This is a genomic window from Hydrogenophaga sp. GW823-FHT04C09 (assembly GCF_058796355.1).
This window is the reverse complement of record NZ_JBXAIO010000006.1, coordinates 225,715-246,542: the sequence shown is the minus strand read 5'-3', so window position 1 is coordinate 246,542 and position 20,828 is coordinate 225,715. Positions and strand designations below refer to the sequence as shown.

General features: G+C 67.9%; 15 protein-coding genes and 2 tRNA genes. 15 read left to right on the top strand and 2 right to left on the bottom strand.

Annotated elements, in window-relative coordinates; all coding sequences use genetic code 11:
• Window positions 1-39: 39 nt before the first annotated feature.
• From dapC to AC1Q9M_RS18150, 15 genes are all read left to right on the top strand, one after another.
• Complete coding sequence (gene dapC / locus AC1Q9M_RS18220; RefSeq protein WP_444686619.1) at window positions 40-1,263, top strand: succinyldiaminopimelate transaminase; 1,224 nt, start codon at window positions 40-42, stop codon at window positions 1,261-1,263.
• A 53-nt stretch (window positions 1,264-1,316) separates the two neighbouring features.
• Entirely contained in the window at window positions 1,317-2,141 is an 825-nt protein-coding gene (dapD, locus tag AC1Q9M_RS18215) for a 2,3,4,5-tetrahydropyridine-2,6-dicarboxylate N-succinyltransferase (protein ID WP_291121525.1), read from the top strand.
• Window positions 2,142-2,181: 40 nt separating this feature from the next.
• Entirely contained in the window at window positions 2,182-3,342 is a 1,161-nt protein-coding gene (locus AC1Q9M_RS18210) for a PilT/PilU family type 4a pilus ATPase (RefSeq protein ID WP_291121522.1), read from the top strand.
• 4 nt (window positions 3,343-3,346) lie between these two features.
• Window positions 3,347-4,519: a succinyl-diaminopimelate desuccinylase gene (dapE, locus tag AC1Q9M_RS18205; protein WP_444686620.1), complete on the top strand. Its 1,173-nt coding sequence runs from the start codon at window positions 3,347-3,349 to the stop codon at window positions 4,517-4,519.
• Window positions 4,520-4,526: 7 nt separating this feature from the next.
• Complete coding sequence (gene prmB, locus AC1Q9M_RS18200) at window positions 4,527-5,432, top strand: 50S ribosomal protein L3 N(5)-glutamine methyltransferase (RefSeq protein WP_382324967.1); 906 nt, start codon at window positions 4,527-4,529, stop codon at window positions 5,430-5,432.
• Complete coding sequence (locus tag AC1Q9M_RS18195; protein WP_492434945.1) at window positions 5,429-7,435, top strand: ABC-F family ATP-binding cassette domain-containing protein; 2,007 nt, start codon at window positions 5,429-5,431, stop codon at window positions 7,433-7,435. Before prmB ends, AC1Q9M_RS18195 begins: the two co-directional genes overlap by 4 nt.
• A gap of 107 nt (window positions 7,436-7,542) precedes the next feature.
• The gene (locus AC1Q9M_RS18190; RefSeq protein ID WP_382157725.1) at window positions 7,543-7,791 is read left to right on the top strand and encodes a GlsB/YeaQ/YmgE family stress response membrane protein; all 249 of its coding nucleotides are present in this window, start codon (window positions 7,543-7,545) and stop codon (window positions 7,789-7,791) included.
• Between the two features lie 399 nt (window positions 7,792-8,190).
• Window positions 8,191-10,350 carry a cellulose biosynthesis cyclic di-GMP-binding regulatory protein BcsB gene (gene bcsB, locus AC1Q9M_RS18185; protein WP_492434942.1) on the top strand — a complete coding sequence of 720 codons (2,160 nt, stop codon included), beginning with the start codon at window positions 8,191-8,193 and terminating at the stop codon, window positions 10,348-10,350.
• Between the two features lie 71 nt (window positions 10,351-10,421).
• Entirely contained in the window at window positions 10,422-11,537 is a 1,116-nt protein-coding gene (gene bcsZ / locus AC1Q9M_RS18180; protein ID WP_382324971.1) for a cellulose synthase complex periplasmic endoglucanase BcsZ, read from the top strand.
• Between the two features lie 5 nt (window positions 11,538-11,542).
• Window positions 11,543-13,411 carry a cellulose synthase subunit BcsC-related outer membrane protein gene (locus tag AC1Q9M_RS18175; protein WP_492434940.1) on the top strand — a complete coding sequence of 623 codons (1,869 nt, stop codon included), beginning with the start codon at window positions 11,543-11,545 and terminating at the stop codon, window positions 13,409-13,411.
• Window positions 13,398-15,788, top strand: a complete 2,391-nt coding sequence (gene bcsA / locus AC1Q9M_RS18170; protein ID WP_492434938.1) for a UDP-forming cellulose synthase catalytic subunit — start codon at window positions 13,398-13,400, stop codon at window positions 15,786-15,788. Before AC1Q9M_RS18175 ends, bcsA begins: the two co-directional genes overlap by 14 nt.
• Window positions 15,785-17,362 (top strand): cellulose biosynthesis protein BcsG, encoded by a 1,578-nt coding sequence (gene bcsG, locus AC1Q9M_RS18165; RefSeq protein ID WP_492434936.1) that lies wholly within the window; start codon window positions 15,785-15,787, stop codon window positions 17,360-17,362. The genes bcsA and bcsG overlap by 4 nt, the downstream gene beginning before the upstream one ends.
• The gene (locus tag AC1Q9M_RS18160; RefSeq protein WP_492434933.1) at window positions 17,362-18,480 is read left to right on the top strand and encodes an HD domain-containing phosphohydrolase; all 1,119 of its coding nucleotides are present in this window, start codon (window positions 17,362-17,364) and stop codon (window positions 18,478-18,480) included. The genes bcsG and AC1Q9M_RS18160 overlap by 1 nt, the downstream gene beginning before the upstream one ends.
• Window positions 18,477-19,433, top strand: a complete 957-nt coding sequence (locus AC1Q9M_RS18155; protein WP_492434931.1) for a diguanylate cyclase domain-containing protein — start codon at window positions 18,477-18,479, stop codon at window positions 19,431-19,433. Before AC1Q9M_RS18160 ends, AC1Q9M_RS18155 begins: the two co-directional genes overlap by 4 nt.
• Before the next feature lie 3 nt (window positions 19,434-19,436).
• Complete coding sequence (locus AC1Q9M_RS18150; protein WP_382324977.1) at window positions 19,437-20,576, top strand: ATP-binding protein; 1,140 nt, start codon at window positions 19,437-19,439, stop codon at window positions 20,574-20,576.
• 5 nt (window positions 20,577-20,581) lie between these two features.
• Here the strand turns inward: AC1Q9M_RS18150 and AC1Q9M_RS18145 are convergent.
• Together AC1Q9M_RS18145 and AC1Q9M_RS18140 are read right to left on the bottom strand one after the other, a co-directional pair.
• Window positions 20,582-20,657: transfer RNA gene (locus tag AC1Q9M_RS18145), tRNA-Lys, on the bottom strand.
• A gap of 44 nt (window positions 20,658-20,701) precedes the next feature.
• A tRNA-Lys gene (locus tag AC1Q9M_RS18140) sits at window positions 20,702-20,777 on the bottom strand.
• Between the last annotated feature and the right edge of the window lie 51 nt (window positions 20,778-20,828).

Genomic DNA, 20,828 nt, shown 5'->3' with positions numbered 1-20,828 from the left:
ACGGTGCACCCTTTGCGCCAAGCCCGATAATCGTCGGCCATGAACCCCTTGCTCTCGCGCCTGCAGCCCTACCCCTTCGAGCGGCTGCGCAAGCTCTTTGCCGACATCACCCCCAACCCCGCCCTGCGCCCCATCAGCCTGGGCATCGGCGAGCCCAAGCACGCCGCGCCCGATTTCCTGAAACAGGCCCTGGCCGCCTCGCTCGACACCGGATTGAGCAGCTACCCCGCCACGGCGGGCACGCCGGCGCTGCGCGAGGCCTGTGCCGCCTGGGTGCAGCGGCGCTACGGCGTGGCGCTGGACGCGGCCACCCAGGTGCTGCCCGTCAATGGCTCGCGCGAGGCGCTGTTCGCGTTCGCGCAGACCGTGATCGACCCGACGCGCCCGGGCGCCACCGTGGTGATGCCCAACCCGTTCTATCAAATCTACGAAGGCGCGGCCTTCCTGGGCGGTGCCGAGCCGCACTACGTGGCCTGCGACCCCGCGCGCAACTTCGCGGCCGACTGGGACAGCGTGCCCGAGGCGGTCTGGGCGCGCACGCAACTGCTGTTCGTGTGCTCGCCCGGCAACCCCGCTGGGGCCGTGATGCCGCTGGACGAATGGCAGCGCCTGTTCGAGCTGAGCGACCGCCACGGCTTCGTGATCGCCTCCGACGAGTGCTACAGCGAGATCTACTTCCGCGACGACGCCCCGCTGGGCGGCCTGGAAGCCGCGCAACGCCTGGGCCGCACCGACTTCCGCCGCCTGATGATGTTCACCAGCCTGTCCAAGCGCAGCAACGTGCCGGGCCTGCGCAGCGGCTTCGTGGCGGGCGACGCCTCGCTGATCAAGCCCTTCCTGCTCTACCGCACCTACCACGGTGGCGCCATGAGCCCGGTGGTGCAGGCGGCCAGCGTGGCGGCCTGGGGCGATGAAGACCACGTCGTGGACAACCGGCGCCAGTACCGCGAGAAATTCGCCCAGGTCACGCCGCTGCTGGCCCAGGTGCTCGACGTGGCCCTGCCCGACGCCTCCTTTTACCTGTGGGCCGCCGTGCCGGCCTCGTTTGCCGACGCCGCGGCCGGCCTCAGCGCCGACGAGGCTTTCGCCCGCGAGCTGCTGGCTCAATACAATGTGACGGTGCTGCCCGGCAGCTACCTGGCCCGCGAGGTCGGCGGCGCGAACCCGGGCACCGGCCGCGTGCGCATGGCCCTGGTGGCCGAACCCGCCGAATGCCTGGAAGCCGCCGGGCGCATCCAGGCCTTCCTGTCGCGCCGCGCCTGACGCGGCGCCCTCCCGCTTTCTCTCCTTTTCTTCACCCTTGCTCCTCTGAGACCATGACCCAACAACTGCAAACCCTGATCGACAACGCCTGGGACAACCGTGCCGAACTCTCCCCCGCCTCCGCTCCCAAGGAAGTGGTGGACGCGGTGGAGCATGTGATCTCCGAGCTCAACAACGGCAAGCTGCGCGTGGCCACGCGCGAAGGCGTGGGCCAGTGGACGGTGCACCAGTGGATCAAGAAGGCCGTGCTGCTCTCCTTCCGCCTGAAGGACAACGAAGTCATGCGCGCCGGCGACCTCGGCTTCTTCGACAAGGTCAAGACCAAGTTCGCCCACCTGAGCGAAGCCGAGATGAAGGCCACCGGCGTGCGCGTGGTGCCGCCGGCCGTGGCCCGTCGCGGCAGCTACATCGCCAAGGGCGCGATCCTCATGCCCAGCTACGTGAACATCGGCGCCTACGTGGACGAGAACACCATGGTCGACACCTGGGCCACGGTGGGCTCCTGCGCGCAGATCGGCAAGAACGTGCACCTCTCGGGCGGCGTGGGCATCGGCGGCGTGCTGGAGCCGCTGCAGGCCGGCCCCACCATCATCGAAGACAACTGCTTCATCGGCGCCCGCTCCGAAGTCGTCGAAGGCGTGGTGATCGAGGAGAACTCGGTCATCTCCATGGGCGTGTACATCGGCCAGAGCACCCCGATCTACGACCGCGCCACGGGCGAGGTGAGCTACGGCCGCGTGCCGGCCGGCTCGGTCGTGATCAGCGGCAACCTGCCCAAGGACGGCGGCAAGTACAGCCTGTACGCGGCGATCATCGTCAAGCGCGTGGATGCGCAGACCCGCGCCAAGACCAGCCTGAACGACCTCCTGCGCGATTGAGGCGGCAGCGGCGGCCCGGAGCAACCCACAGGGAGATGGCATGAGCAGCGGAACGATGGAGCGCATCCTGCGCCTGATGGCCGACAAGAAGGCCTCGGACGTGTACCTGACGGCGCACGCGCCGGCCATGATCAAGATCAACGGCCAGACCATCCCCGTCAACAGCCAGGTGCTGCCGCCGGAGGCGCCGCGCAACCTGCTGGCCGAGATCGTGCCGCCCACCCGCATGGAAGAGCTGCAGGAAACCGGCGAGCTCAACATGGCCGTGCCGCTGGAGAACCTGGGCAACTTCCGCGTCAGCGCGTTCCGCCAGCGCGGCCACGTCGCGGTGGTGATCCGCTTCGTGTCGAGCGAGATCCCCCCGCTGGACTCGCTCAACGTGGCGCCGGTGCTGGCCGATCTCATCATGGAAAAACGCGGGCTCATGCTCATGGTCGGCGCCACCGGCGCGGGCAAGAGCACCACGCTGGCGGCCATGATCGACCACCGCAACGAGCGCGCCACGGGCCACATCCTGACGATCGAAGACCCGATCGAGTACGTCTACCGCAACAAGAAGTCGGTGGTGAACCAGCGCGAGATCGGGCCCGACACCGCCTCGCTCCAGGTCGCCCTGAAGAATGCCTTGCGCCAGGCGCCGGACGTGATCCTGATCGGCGAGATCCGCGACCGCGAGACCATGTCGGCCGCCATTTCCTATGCGCAGTCAGGCCACCTGTGCCTGGCCACGCTGCACGCCAGCAACAGCTACCAGGCGCTCAACCGCATCCTGAGCTTCTACCCGGTCGAGGTGCGCCCCACGCTGCTGGGCGACCTGGCCGCCGCGCTGCGCGCCATCGTCTCGCAACGCCTGCTGCGCACCCACACCGGTGGGCGCGTGCCGGCGACGGAGGTGATGCTCAACACCTCGCTGATCGCCGACCTGATCCAGAAGGCCGACTTTTCGGGTGTGCGCGAAGCCATGGAGAAGTCGCTGGCCGAAGGCTCGCAAAGCTTCGAGCAGGACCTGGCCCGCCTGATCAACGATGGTCTGGTCGCGCGCAACGAGGGCCTGGCCCACGCCGATTCGCCCAACAACCTGCTCTGGCGCCTGCAGAACGACTTCAACGCCACCAAGGCGAGCGAAGCCGCGCAGGCCAGCGAAGAGGACGGGGGCGACAGCGCCACCTTCACCGAGTTCACGCTCGACGTCAAATTCTGATCCGATGACCGATACCCTGCGCCTGACCGAAGCCCTGATCGCCTGCCCCTCCGTCACCCCCCGCGACGAAGGTTGCCAGGCGCTGATCGGCGCGCGGCTGGCGCGGCTGGGCTTCGCGTGCGAGACCATCGAGAGCGGCCCGGCCGACTTTCGTGTGACCAACCTCTGGGCCCGCCTGGGCCAGGGCCGGCGGCCCACCCTGGTGTTCGCCGGCCACACCGACGTGGTGCCCACCGGCCCGCTGACCGCCTGGGCCAGCGACCCCTTCGTGCCCAGCCACCGCGACGGCAAGCTGTTCGGCCGGGGCACGGCCGACATGAAGACCTCGCTGGCGGCCATGGTGGTGGCCTGCGAAGAGTTCGTGGCCGCGAACCCGGCGCCCGCCATCGACGTGGCCTTCCTGCTCACCAGCGACGAGGAAGGCCCGGCGCTGGACGGCACGGTGATCGTCTGCAATGCCCTCCAACAGCGCGGCGAGCGGCTGGACTGGTGCATCGTGGGTGAGCCGACCTCGGTCGAGCGCACCGGCGACATGATCAAGAACGGGCGCCGCGGGACCATGAGCGGCAAGCTCACCGTCAAGGGCATCCAGGGCCACATCGCCTACCCCCACCTGGCGAAGAACCCGATCCACCTCGCCGCCCCCGCGCTGGCCGAACTCGCGGCCACCGTGTGGGACGGTGGCAATGAATTCTTCCCGCCCACCAGCTGGCAGATCAGCAACATCCATGGCGGCACCGGCGCGAGCAATGTGATCCCGGGCACGGTGGTGATCGATTTCAATTTCCGTTTCTCCACCGAGTCCACGCCCGAGGGCCTTCAGCAGCGGGTCGGCGAGCTGCTGCAGCGCCACGGCCTGCAGCCCGGCGCCGACTTCGACCTCGACTGGACGCTCGGAGGCCGGCCCTTCCTCACGCCACCGGGCACGCTGGTCGATGCGGTGCGCGCGGCCATCCACGACGAGGTCGGCGTGGCCACCACGCTGTCCACCACCGGCGGCACCAGCGATGGCCGCTTCATCGCGCAGGTCTGCCCGCAGGTGATCGAGCTGGGCCCGCCCAATGCCACCATCCACAAGATCGACGAGCACGTGGCCGTGGCCGACATCGAACCGCTCAAGAACATCTACCGCCGCACGCTGGAGCATCTCGACGCCCAGGCCCGTGCGCCTGCTTGAGCCCACCGTGAACCTGAACGAACTCCTCATCCAAGCCCGTCAACGCCTGGAGGCCGCGCAGCTGGCCTATGGCCATGGCACGACCAACGCCCAGGACGAGGCCGCCTGGCTGGTGCTCTGGCAACTCGGCCTGCCGCTGGACAGCGACCTGGAAACCCTGGCCAGGCGCCGCGTGACGGCCGAAGAACAATCCGCCGTGCTGGCCCTGATCCAGCGCCGCATCGACACGCGCGAACCCGCGGCCTACCTCACCGGCGAGGCCTGGCTGCAGGGCGTGCCGTTCTACGTGGACCGGCGGGCCATCGTGCCACGCAGCTTCATCGCCGAACTGCTGGCCGAAGGGTCGATCGACCCCTGGCTGGACGAGCGGTCCCGCGATGTGCTCGACCTGTGCACCGGCAACGGCAGCCTGGCCGTGCTCGCCGCCATGGCCTACCCCGATGTGCGCGTCACCGGCGCCGACATTTCGCCCGATGCGCTGGCCGTGGCCCGCATCAACGTCGATCGGCATGGGCTGCAGCACCGCATCCGGCTGGTCGAGTCCGATGGGCTGGCCGCCTGCCGCGGCCCCTGGGACCTGATCCTGTGCAACCCACCCTACGTGAGCGCGCAGAGCATGGCCACGCTGCCGCCCGAGTACCTGGCCGAGCCCGGTCTGGCGCTCGACGGCAACACGGCCGGCAGCCGCGACGGCATGGACTTCGTGCGCGCCCTGCTGCGCGGCGCGGCCCGCTGCCTGAAACCCGACGGTGTGCTGGTGCTTGAGATCGGCAACGAACGCGAGCACTTCGAAGCGGCCTTCCCTCAGCTCGAAGCCATCTGGCTCGAAACCAGCGCAGGCGACGACCAGGTCCTGCTGCTCACCCTTGAATCCCTTTTGGCGCTGCCCATCTCGCAGGCGCCCGCTCCATGATCACTTTGAAGAATGTTGTCCTTCGCCGCGGGGCGAAGGTCTTGCTCGATGGCGCCTCCTGCACCATCAACCCGGGAGAAAAAGTCGGCCTGGTGGGCCGCAACGGCGCCGGCAAGTCCAGCCTGTTCCGCCTGCTCGATGGCACGCTGCACGAAGACAAGGGGGACTTCTACGTGCCCCCGCAATGGCGCATGGCGCAGGTCGCGCAGGACATGCCCGAGACCGACATGTCCGCCACGCAGTTCGTCATCGAAGGCGACTCCACGCTGCTGAAAGCCCAGCAGGAAGTGACTGCCGCCGAAGACAGCGGTGACGGCGAGCGCATGGCCCACGCCTACATGGCCTTGCACGATGCCGGCGCGCACGACGCGCCCGCGCGCGCGCAGGCCCTGATCCTCGGCCTGGGTTTTCGCACCGACGAACTCGAGCGCCCGGTCGACAGCTTCTCCGGCGGCTGGCGCATGCGCCTGCAGCTCGCGCGCGCCCTCATGTGCCCCAGCGAGCTGCTGCTGCTCGACGAACCCACCAACCACCTGGACCTCGATGCCCTGGTCTGGCTCGAAGCCTGGCTCAAGCGCTACGACGGCACCCTGCTCGTGATCAGCCACGACCGCGAGTTCCTCGACGCCATCACCAACGTCACCGTGCACATCGAGCGCGCGCTGCTCAACCGCTATGGCGGCAACTACAGCCGCTTCGAGGACATGCGCGCCGAGCAGATGGCGCTGCAGGCCACGTCGTACGCGCGCCAGCAGGAGAAGATGGCCCACCTGCAGAAGTTCATCGACCGCTTCAAGGCCAAGGCCAGCAAGGCCAAGCAGGCGCAGAGCCGGGTCAAGGCGCTGGAGCGCATGGAGAAGATCGGGCCGGTGCTGGCCGAGGCCGACTTCAACTTCGAGTTCAGCGAACCGCAGAACCTGCCCAACCCCATGCTGGCCATGGAAGGCGTCACCTTCGGCTACCCGCCGCGCGAGCCCGGCGGCGAGCCGGTGGCCATCGTGCGCGGCATCAGCCGCTCGGTGCTGGCCGGCCAGCGCATCGGCATCCTGGGCGCCAACGGCCAGGGCAAGTCCACGGTGGTCAAGACCATCGCCCGCGATCTGCAGGCGCTGGCGGGCCAGATCACCGAAGGCAAGGGCCTCAACATCGGCTACTTCGCCCAGCAGGAACTCGACGTGCTGCGCCCCGCCGACACCCCGCTGGAGCACATGATCCGCCTGGTGCGCGACTGCACCGCGCAAGGGCGCCTGAGCGGACAGCCCACGCGCGAGCAGGACCTGCGCAGCTTCCTGGGCAACTTCAACTTCACGGGCGACCAGGTCAAGCAGAGCGTGGGCAGCATGAGCGGCGGCGAGAAGGCGCGGCTGGTGCTGTGCATGATCGTCTGGCAGCGCCCCAACCTGCTGCTGCTCGACGAGCCCACCAACCACCTGGACCTGGCCACACGCGAAGCCCTGTCCGTGGCGCTCAATGAGTTCGAAGGCACCGTCATGCTGGTCAGCCACGATCGTGCCCTGCTGCGCGCCGTGTGCGACGAGTTCTGGCTGGTCTCGCGCGGAGGCATCGAACCCTTCGATGGCGACCTCGACGACTACCAGCGCTACCTGCTCGACGTGGCCAAACAATCGCGCGAGGCGCAACGCCAGGAGCAGCGTGGGCAGTCGCGCAGCCCCGCGCCGCCGCCCGCAGCCGCTCCGGTGGCTGCCCCCAAGGCGTCCGAGCCCGCTCGCACGCCGGAACAGAAGCGCCAGGACGCGCAGCGCCGCCAGCAGGTGGCCGAAAAGACCAAGCCCTTGAAGAAGGAGCTCGAACAGACCGAGAAGCGCATGGCGCAACTCGCCCAGGAGAAAACGCGCCTGGAAGCCGCCATGAGCCAGCCCGCCAGCCCGACCGACATCGCCGAATCGGGCCGCCGCCTCAAGGCCGTGAACGACGAGAACGACACGCTGGAGGCGCGCTGGCTGGAACTGCACGAGGCGATCGAGGCGGCGGCAGGCGCCTGAGCCGGGCGGGACAACCCTGTAGACCCTGGCGGGAGGCCCTGGAGTATCCTGTGCAGGCCGGTCAAGCGGACCGGCCTTTCTCACACAAACCAGGAGGGTCCCTCAACATGATGTCCATTCTCGGCACGCTTTTCATCGGTCTCATTGCCGGCTTCATTGCCCGCGCGCTCAAGCCCGGCGACGATGGCATGGGCTGGATCATGACCGCCATCCTCGGTGTGGCAGGCGCCTTCGTCGCCGGCTACCTGGGCTCCGCGCTCGGCTTCTACCAACAGGGCGAACCGGTAGGCTTCATCGCCTCCGTCATCGGTGCGATCCTGCTGCTGGTGATCTACGGCCTCTTCAAGAAGAAGTGAACCTCACCGGCCCATCGCGGCTGGCATGCCCCCCCACGTCTCCACCACCGGATCTGGCACGGTCGTCGGGTGTGGAGGCCGTGGCTGGGAGACTCAAAAGTGCGTTTGGGCCATGAAAACAAGCGCCTGAATCCCGAATAGGAGCGCTTCATTCTCCTGTGACTGCTGTGCGCATGGCCTGCGATATGGTTCGCAGCCATTCGCCCCATGCCCCAGCGTCCAGTGCCCCTCCTCCTCGCCGCTCCCACCCCGTTTCCCCGTTCCATCCCCGTTTCCACTTTCGCCCGCGGCCTACGACTGGCACTCGTGCTCGCCGGCATCTGGGCTGTCTTGCAGGGCCCTGCCTGGGCCCAGCAGCCCCCTTCTCCCCCAGCTGAGAACACCGACGCCTGGCGCACCGTGCAACTGCCTTTGCGGCAGCTCACGGGCAACCGCCTGACGCTTCGGGGCGCGCACAGCGAGCAACGCATCCATCTGGGCGTGCGGCTCGATGAAATGGTGGTGCGCGCCCGCCTGAACCTCGCAGTCACGCCCTCCCCGGCCCTGCTGCCCACCCTGTCCCACCTTCAGGTCCGCCTCAACGACAAGCTGTTGTCCGTCGTTCCCATTCGCGCGGACCACGCGGGTGAGCGGATCGTGCGGACCATCGAGCTCGACCCGCGTCTGTTCGTGGACGACAACTGGCTCAGCCTGCGCCTGGTCGGGCACTACACCCTGGCGTGCGAAGACCCGCTGCACAACAGCCTGTGGGCCGAAGTGGATGTGGACGCGACGGGCTTCGAACTCGCGATCCGACCGCTCGCCCTGGAAGACGAGCTGGCCCTGTTTCCCGCGCCCTGGTTCGATCGCCGTGGCGCCGGCCGTGTCGAGGTGCCCATGGTTCTCGGGCCCCAGCCGGGCCACGACCGCCTGAGCACCGCGTCCATCATCGCCTCGTGGCTGGGCTCGCTCGCGGGGGAGCGCGGCGCGGTCTTCCCGGTGCGGCGCGACCGCCTGCCCAATCGCCATGCCATCGTGCTGGTCAGCCCGCAACAACCAGGCCCCGAAGGCCTTGAACTGCCCGAGGCACTGGGCCCCACGGTGCGGCTGATGCGCCATCCGAAACTGCCCCACGTCAAACTGCTGGTGCTGCAAGGGCGCAACGAGCAGGAGCTCCGCACGGCGGCCCTGGGCCTGATCCTCGGCCGCCAGGCCATGAGCGGGAGCACGGCCCTGGTTCACGAGCTGGCGCCGATCCCCGTCCGCCCGCCCTATGACGCGCCCAACTGGGTCGCCACGGACAAGCCCGTGCGCCTGGGGGAGCTGGTGCCGGAGCGCGCCGCGCTCCAGCTCCAGGGCGCCCATCCCGACGCCGTGCGGGTGCGCTGGCGCACGCCGCCGGATCTCTGGCAAGGCCCCGGCCGCAGCGCGCTGCTGAACCTGCGCTACCGCACCGCCGTGCCCGCGCCAACGGACAACGCGCTCATGAGCCTGGCGCTCAACGACAGCTTCGTGCGCGCCTGGCGCCTGGCCGCCGCTTCTTCCTCAGACGCCCTGGGCGGGCTGGGCCGATGGCTGGGCAACGCGGACGAGGCGTCGGGGTCGGTGCGCGTGAAGCTGCCCGAGTTCCAGCCACGACAAAGCAACACGCTCGAAGTGCAACTGCCACTGGGCATGAAGCCCCAGGCCGGCGACTGCGCCTGGCGCGCCGAGTCCACCCGGGCCTCGGTGGACGCCGAGTCCACGCTGGATTTCTCGGCACTGCCGCATTTTCTGCAGATGCCCGATCTGGCGGCTTTCGCGGGATCGGGCTTTCCCTTCACGCGGTACGCGGATCTGGCACAAACCGCCATCGTGCTGCCCTCACAACCCGACGACCACGAGATCGAGACCCTGCTGGCGGTGATGGGCAGTTTCGGCCGCTGGACCGGCACGCCCGCCTGGCACTTCGAGATCACCACGCCCGACAGGCTTGAACAGGTCCATGACCGCGACCTCCTGCTGATCGGTGGGCCGCAGTTGCACACCTTGCTCAAGCGTTGGCAGAAGGGCCCGATGCTTGCGCTCGACGCCCATCGCAGGGACACGCGCGGTCCGGCCACTCAGGTGGCCGGCTGGCGATCCTGGCTGCACCCTGCCCGCGAAGGCGCCGACACGCCGGCGAGCCCATCGCTGGCCCCACTCCAGGTGGAGGCACCTGGCAGCCTGGCGGTGATCGCCGGCTTTGAGTCGCCCCTGCAGGCCGGCCGATCGGTGGTGGCCTTGAGCAGCGACCAGACCCGGGGCCTGAACTGGATATCGGCCGCCCTGCTCGAGTCCGCGCAAGCGGCACAGATTCAGGGGGGGCTCACCGTGGTTCGCGAGCAGGAGGTGCGGTCCTATGAGGGTGCGTCCGTCTATCACACCGGCCAGCTTCCCTGGGCGGCACGCATGTCCCTGTTCCTGTCCATGCATCCGTGGCTGGCGGCCGCGGCCCTGGCCCTGGCATTGGGCCTGCTGGTATGGGCGGCCCGCATCCGCCTCAAGCTGTACGCCGCGCGGCGCCTCAAGACCACCAGGGTGACACCGACCGAGCCATGACACCACCGACATGGCCCATCCGGCTTCTCCGATTCACCCGCTGGGGCCGCGGCGCAACAGGCGCCCTGGCCTTGGCGATCGCGGGCCTTCCCGGGATGTCGCAGGCCGCCCCCTGTGCCGACTGGCCCTTGTGGGAGTCCTTTCGCAAGACCTACATCAGCCTGGATGCGCGGGTGCAGGACCTTGACTTGCCACACAAGCCCACGGTCTCGGAAGGACAGGCGTACGCGCTGTTCTTCGCCCTGGTCGCGGGTGACCGACAGCAGTTCTCGAGCTTGCTCGAGTGGACCCGGAACAACCTGGCCCGAGGCAACCTGCACCAGTTCGCCCCCGGCTGGCATTGGGGACGGTCGGCCTCGGGCCAGTGGGAGCTGCTGGACAGCAACCCCGCCAGCGACGCCGACCTGTGGCTGGCCTACACCCTGCTGGCGGCAGGCCGGCTCTGGCACGACGAGGCCTACACGCGGCTGGGACAAAGCCTCGCCGCCCGCCTGCTGCGGGACGCCAGCGCCGTGTTGCCCGCCTTGGGGCGCAGCCTGCTGCCCGCTCCGATCGGTTTTCAACTTGGACCCGACCGATGGCGCCTCAACCCAAGCTACGCCCCGGTGCCCTTGCTCCGGGGCCTGTCCGCCCTCACGGGCCAGCACGAATGGTTGGAGATGGTCGAACCCACCCTGCGCCTGATGGTGGAATCCGCGCCGCACGGCATCTCGCCCGAATGGGCGATCTGGGATGCGCGCAGCGGGTGGCACGCCGACGCACAAACCGACGGGATGGGCAGCTACAACGCGATCCGCACGTACCTCTGGACGGGCCTGTCCCGCAACGACCCCGCTTTCGAACGGCTCGCGCTGGCATTCCTTCCCTGGTTGCATTGGGTGGGTCAAAACGGCCATGCCCCGGAAGCACTCAACGCGGCCACCGGCGTCAGCACGGAACAGACGCCCCGGGAGGGTCCTGCGGGGTTCGATGTCGCGGCGCTGGTGTTGGCCGACAGCCTGGGCTTCACCACCCTGAAGCGGCACTTGCAGACGAGGATCGACGCCAGCCTGTCGCGCCAGTCGCCCGGCTACTACAGCCATGCGCTGGCCCTCTTCGGGCTGGGCTGGATGGAGGGTCGCTACCGGTTCACGCCCCAAGGAGCATTGCTCCTGCCCGACAGCGCATGCGAGCCACGGGGGCGGTGATGCGTGTGGCCCTCGTCCTGCTGGTGTGGGGCCTGTGGCTGCCTGGATCTCACGCGAAAGCAACGGCCGATGCGCCCGAGGTGCGGCAGTTGCTCGAGAGCGCCCAGTATTGGGCCGAACGCCAGCGGCCGGACCTGGTTCGCCAGCTGATGCGCAAGCTGCTGGCCATCCAGCCGCGCCACCCCAAGGCGCTGGAGACCCTGGGCTTGGCGGCCAACCCTGGCTCACCACCGCGAAGCGGCGCGCTGGCGCCCGCCAACTCACCGGTGCCAACGCCTTCCACCCGAGCCAGAACGACACGGCCCGCGCCATCAGCGCTCGCACTGGCAAGGGCCGCGCGAACACCCATCGCGCAGCCTGCACAAGCCGTGGTCGCCGATGTGCCGCCTGCCGCCCTGCCCGAGGCGCCCGCCGACGCAGGTATTCCCCGGGTCGAGGTGGGTGAAGCATGGGTGGAAGAAGAACCGCCCGCCCGCGCTGAACCGGACCTTCAAGCGGTGTGGGAGGCCCTGGACCAGCGCCGCGCCGCGGACGGGGTGCGGCTCGGACGGGCGCTCAGCGAACGGTATCCCGAACGCCCCGATGTCTCCCGCGCCCTCGCCTTGGCGCTGCGGGATGCAGGCTTGCGCGGCGAGGCGCGCCTGGGCCTCGAACAGGCCGTGCGGCAATCGCTGGAGGCACCGGCCTCTCTCCAATGGGTGGCCCGGGAATCCCGAAACGCCTTGCAGGCATTGGACGCACGCCGACAACCCGAAGTGGCCACGGGACTGACCTGGGTGTACAAGCCCGGCGATGAGGCCGTCTCGCGCCTGGACTCCCGGGTCGCGAGCCTGCGGGTGCGCCAGCCTTGGGGCGATCACGGCCATTGGTTCGGGCAGCTTGACTCGATCCGGCTGGAAGCCGGACGGGCGGACGCCGCACAGCTCATCCGCTCGGGCGACTGGGGCAGCGCCGCCTTGCGGCAACCACCGAGTCCAGGCAGAACTCCCATGCACGCCCATGCCCAGGGCCGCGCCCTGACGGTCGGCTACGACGCCGACCGGTGGCGCGCCGACATCGGCACCACGCCGCTCGGCTTTGAGTTCGCCGGCCTTGCCGCGGGCCTGGACCTGAAGGGCCGCGTGGGCTCGGCGGACTGGGGCGTCTCGCTGGCCCACCGCCCCGTCACGGGAAGCCTGCTGTCCTACGGCGGCCAACGCGACCTGTTTTCGGGCATCCGCTGGGGTGCGGTGCGCCGAACGTCGGCGCTTCTGCAATTGGCCACCACCTGGAGGGGGCTGGAGCCTTTTGCCCAACTCGAATGGGCGACCTACCGCGGGCACGAGGTTCTGCCCAACCGCGAGCAAGCGGCCGCCATGGGCGTGGACTGGGCCCTGAGCCGTGGCGCGGACCACTACCTGGCCGTGGGTCCGGTGCTTCGCCTGCGCGCCTTCGACAACAACCAGAACCACTACAGCGTGGGTCATGGTGGCTACTACAGCCCCCAACGCAGCACCACGGTGAGCGTTCCGGTGCAGGCGGCGATGCGCGGCACCGATCTTTCCTGGGTGGTTCGCGTGGCGCCGTCCTGGAGCCAGTCGAGCACCACGAGCGCGCCGCGCTTCCCCACGCGAGCCGACCTTCAGGCCCAGGCCGCCGCACAGGGCCAAGGCACGTATGGCGGCAGCCGTGGGCCGGGTGCCGGCTGGGCATTGCAAAGCACATGGGAGTACCGCATGAACGCACACTGGACAACCGGTTTTCGGGTGGCGGCCGAGCGCTCACCCGACTACGCCAAAGAGCAGGTTCACCTCTACCTGCGATGGCACGAGAAACCCCAGCGCGGTCCCGTGCCCCTGTGGCCTTCAACGGTGATGCCCCATGCTGGCGTTTGAACCTTTTCCCCGCGCCGCCCATCGTCTGCCCACCCACTGGCGCCTGAGCCTGTGGGTGCTGCGTCCCCGGGCTCTCGCGGCCCTGCTGCGCTGGACCGGCGCCATGTTGTCGGGGCCCGAGCGTGCCGCGCTGAAAGCGCTGCAGGAGCCCAGCAAGCCCGTGACCGGGTACCAGCCTGCGCGCCTGGCTGCCGCGCGCAGGCGCCTCCCAGCCGGCCGCAAGGCCGCCGAGCACCCCTGGATGGCCCATCCGCCCGAGCTGGCCTGGCGGGCCGCGACCTGCCTGGGGCTGCTCATCCTGATGGCGATGGTGCTCACACCCACCTCGAACGCGCAGCAATGCCTGCTGGGGGGTGCCTTGCTGGCCGTGGCCGGGCTGTGCGCCAGCGCGCCCAGGGGTTCCGATGACCGCTCACAGGTGCTGCTTCTCATGGGGATTTCCGTGCTGCTCGCGGGCCGATACGCCTGGTGGCGGGTCACGCAAACCCTGCAGTTCAATGGTGTCGCGGAAACCGTGATCGGCCTGTTGCTGCTCATGGCCGAGGTCTACTACTGGCTGGTGCTGCTGCTCAGCCACGCGCAGGCGGCTTGGCCCCTCCGGCGCGCGAAAGCACCGGTCCACCGGCCCGCGGCCGAACTGCCGCATGTGGACGTCTTCATCCCCACCTACAACGAGCCGCTGCACGTGGTGCGTCCCACCTTGCTGGCGGCTCAGAACCTGGACTGGCCGGCCGACAAGCTGCACATCCACCTGCTCGACGACGGCCGGCGCGACGAATTCGCGGCCTTCGCCCGCGCCGTGGGCGTGAACTACGTGCGCCGCACGGACAACCGCCATGCCAAAGCCGGCAACATCAACCACGCACTGGGGCGGACATCGGGCGAATTCGTCGCCATCTTCGACTGCGACCACATCCCGGTGCGGGACTTCCTGCGCGCCACCATGGGTTGGCTGGTCGACAAGCCCGACTGCGCCATGGTGCAGACGCCGCATCACCTGTTCTCACAAGACCCCATGGAGCGCAACACGCGCCTGGAACGTGGCATCCCCAACGAAGGAAAACTCTTCTACGGACCCGTGCAGAGCGGCAATGACCTCTGGAACGCCACCTTCTTCTGCGGGTCGTGCGCGGTCCTGCGCCGCAGCGCCCTGGAGGCCATCGGCGGGATCGCGGTGGAGACCGTCACCGAAGACGCGCACACCGCGCTGAAACTGCATCGCCTGGGCTACACGACCACCTACCTCCCGCGCATCCTCGCCGCAGGGCTCGCCACGGAGAGTCTCGCCGGCCACATCGGACAGCGCATCCGCTGGGCGCGGGGCATGGCCCAGATATTCCGGCTCGACAACCCCCTGCGAGGCAGGGGGCTCACCCTGATGCAGCGCCTGTGCTACTGCAACGCCATGCTGCACTTCTTCAATGGATTGCCTCGTCTGATCCTGTTGACCGCACCCATCGCCTACCTCGTGTTCGGCCTGCAGTTGCTCGATGCCGCCGTGCCGTCCCTGATGGCCTACCTGCTGCCGCACCTGTTGATGGGAAAGATCTTCGAGAAGCGGGTGATGGGACCGTTTCGCGCCTCCTCCTGGGGCAGCGTGTACGAAACCGTGCTCGCCTGGTACATCATGCGCCCCACCCTTGTGGCGCTCATCGCGCCGCGCCTGGGCCGCTTCAATGTCACGGCCAAAGGCGGCCGCATCGAACACGAGTTCTTCGACTGGCACATCGCCACGCCCTACGTCGTTCTCATCTCGGTCAACCTGCTCGCCTTGCTGTTCGGCGTGGCCAGCCTGATGCAGAGCGCCCGGCTCGACAGCACCGCGGTGTCCCTGAACATGGGGTGGGCGGTGTTCAACCTCCTGCTGCTGGGCGTCGCGGTGCGCGTGGCCACCGAGACCCGCCAGGTCCGAAGCGCACCACGGATCCGGCTCGCCCACCGCCTGCCGGCCCGTTTGCAGGTGAACGGCGCTTCGCCACTCCACGCCAGCCTGGTCGATTTCTCGCTCGAAGGCGTGGGACTGGAGATCTTGGCCGCTCTGCCCTGTCAACCGGGCCAGGCTTGCCATGTGCACCTGCACGACGGACGGGCCTGGCACGCATTCCCCGCGATCATTTCCCGCCTTCGCGGCACCTCGCTGGGCGTCCAGATCGATCCGCTCGACGTCGCCGAGCAACGCAAGCTCATGGCCTGCACCTTCTCGCGCCCCGACCTTTGGCGCCGACAGTCCGCGCTGCGCCACCGCGACCGTCCCGGGTGGGAGCTGTGGCAGTTGCTGCGCACCGGCGTGAACGGCTACCTGCACGTGCTCATGCTGGTTCTGCGCGATGCGAAACACCGCATCGTCAACCGATGGAACCGGGAGAGCGCACCGTGATCTGGCATCTCTACTTCGCATCCAAACTGGGGTTGGCCGCGCAGGACCAACTGCACCTGCAGGTGTGGCTGAACTTTCCCCTGACCCTGCTCGCCTACTGGCCGTTGCCGCGCCGCCGCTGGCGCCTGGCCCGCGCGCTGTTGGCCTGGCCTGCGGCGCTCGCGCTGGTGCTTCATGAAGCCGGGATCGGTCTGAGCGGGCGTCTGCTGCTGCAGCTGGGTCAGCTGTCCGGTTTTTCGTCGGGCTATGCCCTGGAGCTGGGCCTTCGCCTGCTCGAAGTCCATGCACTGCCCGCGCTGGTGGTCCTGCTGCTGACCTGCCTCTGGCTCAATCGATGGCTGCGGCTGGACGTCCTGCTGTGCCTCGCGCTGCTGACACTGCCCTTGGCGAACGTCCTGCAACGTGTCGTCGAGGCCGGCTCTTCCGAGGTGGAGACCCGGACCGCCGCGCCCGGGGGGCCGGCCATGGATCCGCAGACGAAGGTACGGGACTTCTGGCAAGGCGAGCTGCAACGCAGCTACCCGTTCGCGCCGGGTCGGCAACCCCCTTTCGACGTCGTGCTGTTGCATGTGTGCTCGCTGTCCTGGGACGACCTCGATGCCCTGGGCTTGGGTGGCAGGGAGGTGTTTGGCCGGTTCGACCTGGTGTTCGATCAGTTCAACTCGGTCACCAGCTACAGCGGCCCTTCCATGCTGCGCCTGATGCGTGCGAACTGTGGACAGACGCCCCACGACAAGCTCTACAAGCCCGCGCCCGACCGGTGCGGCCTGTTGCAACAACTCCATCTGGCCGGCTATCAGGTTCAGGCCTATCTCAACCACGATGGCCAGTTCGATGGATTTGCCGAGGCCCTCCAGGGCGAAACGACGGTCAGGATCCAGACGCCGGTTCGTTGGCCGGGGACCCCGGCGGCCTTGAAAGCGTTCGATGGCTCGCCGATCGCCGGCGACCATGCGGCGCTGACCGCCTGGCGCGCCAGCCTGAGCGCATCGGCCCCGCCGCAGGCGCTCTACTACAACACCGTCACCCTGCACGACGGCAACCGTGTGCCCGATGCGCCCGCGCTGGACATGATGGACAGCTACCGCCAGCGCCTCGAAGTCCTGCTGCACGACATCGACCGCTTCATCGGGGACATCGAGCGCTCCGGGCGTCCCACGCTCGTCGTGCTGATGCCGGAACACGGCGCGGCCTTGCGCAAGGGCGCGCAACACATTGCGGGTCTGCGCGAGACGCCCTGGCCCGAGATCACGCGCGTGCCGGTGGCCGTCAAGCTCATGGGTCTGGACGCGCAACGGCCGGCCGATCTGGTTCGCCCCATCCGGGTGTCCGGGCCCACCAGCTACCTGTCGTTCGCGGCGCTCCTGGCGGACCTCATGGCCCAACCCGATCCGTGGCAAGTGCTTCGGGCCGCGCCGCAGGCGCTGCCCCGCGTGGCCTTCGTCTCGGACAACGGCGAAACCCTCGTCACGCTCGATGAACAGGCCATGTGGCTGCGCACGGCCTCCAGCGGCTGGCAGCACCTGTCGCGGCCTGAAGCCCCTGCACCACGAATTCACCGGGAGGAACCTTGATGCACGAAATTTCACCGCCTCGGATGCCGCACATCCTCGTCATCGACGACTCGCACGAGATGCTGGACCACCTGGGAATGATGCTTGCGCCCAACTACGAGCTCAGCCAGGCCGACAACGGCGAAACGGGCCTGGCCATCGCCATGGAGCGCCTGCCCGACCTCATTCTGCTGGACGTGTGCATGGAAGGCACGGACGGCTACACCGTGTGCGAACGCCTGAAGGAACAGGCCTCGACGCGCCACATTCCCGTGGTTCTCATGTCGGCCTACATCGACACCGAGGGAGAGGCGCGCGCCTTCGAGGTGGGCGCGTCCGACTGCCTGCGAAAGCCCATCAACGAACGGATTGCGGCCTCCCGCATTCAGGTGCAGCTGTCGCTGAAAGCCGCCCAGGATCTCAACCGCGATCGCGAGGCGGCACTCGAACAGGAAGTGCGTCGGCGCACCGAACACATCGAGCTCACCCAGCATGTCGCTCTGCTGGCGCTGGTCAATCTGGCCCGCACACGGGACACGGAGACCGGTGGCCACATCGTGCGCACGCAGGCCTACGTTCGCATGCTGGCGGAGCGGCTTCGCGAGCACCCCCGATTCAGCGCGGAACTGACGCCCAACGCCATCCGGTTGATCACGCAATCCGCTCCCTTGCACGACATCGGCAAGATCGGCATTCCCGATCACATCCTGCGCAAGCCGGGCGCCCTCACGCCCGAGGAAATGACCATCATGCGCACCCACACCACGCTGGGGCTGCAGGCGCTGGAGGACGCCGAAAGGCTGTACGACCGGCGCGTCGACTTCCTCCGCTATGCCAAGGACATCGTCATCGGCCACCATGAACGCTGGGACGGCAAAGGCTACCCCTACGGGCTCAAGGGTGACGCGATTCCTGTGGCCGCCAGGCTCATGGCGGTGGCCGACGTCTTCGATGCGCTCATCTCCAAGCGGGTCTACAAGGAGGCATTTCCGCAGCAAGTTGCCTTCGACATCATTCAACAGGGCAGCGGCACGCAGTTCGATCCGGACATCGTCGATGCGTTTCTGGATCTGAGCGAACGGTTCGCCGAAATCGTGCACATCCATCGAGATGGCGAGACATCGTCCGTGACCGCATGATCGACTACCACCTGCCCTTGCTCAACACCTCGGAGGCCGTCCTGGTGATGTCGGAGGATCTGCGGCTCGAGTTTGCCAATCCCGCCGCCTTGCGCATGATGGGCTTTGAAGGGGCGACCCCCACCGACATGTCGCTGAGGCACATGCTCGACGATCGCAGCGCCGCCCTGGCCGCCACCATCGAAAACCATCTGGTGGTCCAGGGCCATTGGAACGGCGACATCTGGCTGCGACGCACCGATGCGGGATCCTTGCCCGTGCGGCTGGTGGTGGACCGTTATCACGACGCGAACGGGTACCGACATGCCTGCGTCATGTCCGACATCTCCCAACGCAAGCAGACCGAAGCACGCCTCATCGAGCTCTCGCAACTCGACTCCCTGACGGGCTTGTTCAACCGCTCCCATTTCATGCAGCAGCTGGACGCCCACTTGAACCTCCTGTGCCACGAGGAGCTGCAATACGCGTTGCTCTTCGTGGACGTGGACGACCTCAAGCACATCAACGACACCCTCGGCCACCACATCGGCGACCTGTGTCTGTGCGAAGTGGCCCGCCGCCTGGGGGTGGCCGTGCGGCACAGTCAGCATGCGGGCAACCACCCGGCCGCGTCCGAGCCGCTGGTGGCACGCATCGGCGGCGACGAATTCGTGATCCTGCTCTCCATCGCCGAGTGCGACCAGGCACGGCGCATCGCCACCAGCATCAGTGAGCTGATGAACGTGCCCTGGCAGCCTGACGAGCGCCACCAGCTGGTCATCAGCACCTCCATCGGCATCGCCTACGCCCCGCTGCACGGCCGCTCCAGCAAGACGCTGCTGCAACTGGCGGACCGCGCGATGTACCACGCCAAGAACTCCCGCAAGGGCTCCGTGCACGAGTTCATCCAGCAGCACCCTCAAGTCCCCTTGCGCTTCGACACCGGGTTCGACGTGCTTCCTTCCGAGGATTGAGGCATGAGCACCCAGCCCTGCTCACCCGAAATCCTGTGGGTGGACCCGACGCCATTGCCACATGCGATGCACGCGGAGGGCTGGCCTGTCCGTGTCGCGCGTGACGAAGACGAGGCCTTGCAGCTCCTGCGCCGCCCGAGCCTTGGCCTGGCGGTGATCGCGGCCGACCACCGCATGCTGCGGCGCATGGCGTCCAGGCTGTCGCACAACGACCAGACGCGCCATGGCCATCTGGTCCGTCTGCTGATCACCGATGGGCATGACCCACGAGCCGATTTCGCGGCAATCAACGAGACATCGGTGTTCCGAATCCTGCAAAAGCCCCTGGAGCCCCACACAACGGACCAACACCTTCGTGCGGCGATGGACCTGTACACCAGACGGCGTCTGGAATCGCTGCGATGCGAGGACGGTGGTACGGGCTTGCGCGATGCACTCGCCTTCCTTGCCCACGAAATCAACACCCCGCTGTCCCTGATCCAGGGCTACACCCATGCGATGACCCATCGCTTGGGCGCCTTCTCCACGGAACCGGCTCCCACGGGCGCCGTGAGACAGGCGCTGGAAGTCACCGAACGAAGTGCAAGGCATTGCCAGTCCCTGATGACGTGGCTCGCGGAAACGGCCCAAAACGCGTGTATCCGTGGGGAATCGGCCCCCAGCTCGGCCTCCGGGCGGGTGTGGGTGATGCTGGAAGGCTATCCCTTTGTGGGCGAGGAGCGCGACTGGATCTCGATCGACGTCGGGCACGATTTCCCGCTTCCTTCGAAGGCCGGGTTGTTGCATCTGGTGCTCTGCACCCTGATGCGCACGGCGCTGAGCGCCTTGCAGGGCATGGCACAGCCACGCCTGCGAATCACCGTGGGTCTTCACGAAGGCGAGGCCTGCATTCGCCTATCGCACAACGGAAGGCGTCCACCCGCCGAGGCCCTGGATGCGCTGGCCGCCAGCCGCTCCCAGGGTTCGGGAGGTCTTGGCATGGGCCTGGTGCTCTGTCAACGCGTGATGCGAAGCCTGCAGGGCGACTTCCGGATCACCCTGGCGCCCAACGAAGACACCACGGCCATCTTGCACTTCGATGAGACGGCGACCGATCGCGCGGAGACAAGAAAAAGGGGCTTAGCCCTGCGGCTAAGCCCCTAGATCTTTGGTAGGACGTGGCAGGCTCGAACTGCCGACCAACGGATTAAAAGTCCGCTGCTCTACCAACTGAGCTAACGTCCCATCAAAAATGGTCTGGCTGCCGTGGGGCAACCGCTGAAAAACGGTGGTGGGGCGTGAGTGACTCGAACACTCGACCTACGGATTAAGAGTCCGCTGCTCTACCAACTGAGCTAACGCCCCCGAAGGGATTCTGCGTGAATGCCAGTGACCTGCACTGGATTCGAGTCTTGT

Coding starts and splice junctions, on each gene's coding strand:
- AC1Q9M_RS18150 (WP_382324977.1), top strand. CDS start 19,437: ATGAGCACCCAGCCCTGCTCACCCGAAATCCTGTGGGTGGACCCGACG.
- AC1Q9M_RS18195 (WP_492434945.1), top strand. CDS start 5,429: ATGATCACTTTGAAGAATGTTGTCCTTCGCCGCGGGGCGAAGGTCTTG.
- AC1Q9M_RS18210 (WP_291121522.1), top strand. CDS start 2,182: ATGAGCAGCGGAACGATGGAGCGCATCCTGCGCCTGATGGCCGACAAG.
- dapE (WP_444686620.1), top strand. CDS start 3,347: ATGACCGATACCCTGCGCCTGACCGAAGCCCTGATCGCCTGCCCCTCC.
- dapD (WP_291121525.1), top strand. CDS start 1,317: ATGACCCAACAACTGCAAACCCTGATCGACAACGCCTGGGACAACCGT.
- AC1Q9M_RS18160 (WP_492434933.1), top strand. CDS start 17,362: ATGCACGAAATTTCACCGCCTCGGATGCCGCACATCCTCGTCATCGAC.
- AC1Q9M_RS18155 (WP_492434931.1), top strand. CDS start 18,477: ATGATCGACTACCACCTGCCCTTGCTCAACACCTCGGAGGCCGTCCTG.
- dapC (WP_444686619.1), top strand. CDS start 40: ATGAACCCCTTGCTCTCGCGCCTGCAGCCCTACCCCTTCGAGCGGCTG.
- AC1Q9M_RS18190 (WP_382157725.1), top strand. CDS start 7,543: ATGATGTCCATTCTCGGCACGCTTTTCATCGGTCTCATTGCCGGCTTC.
- bcsA (WP_492434938.1), top strand. CDS start 13,398: ATGCTGGCGTTTGAACCTTTTCCCCGCGCCGCCCATCGTCTGCCCACC.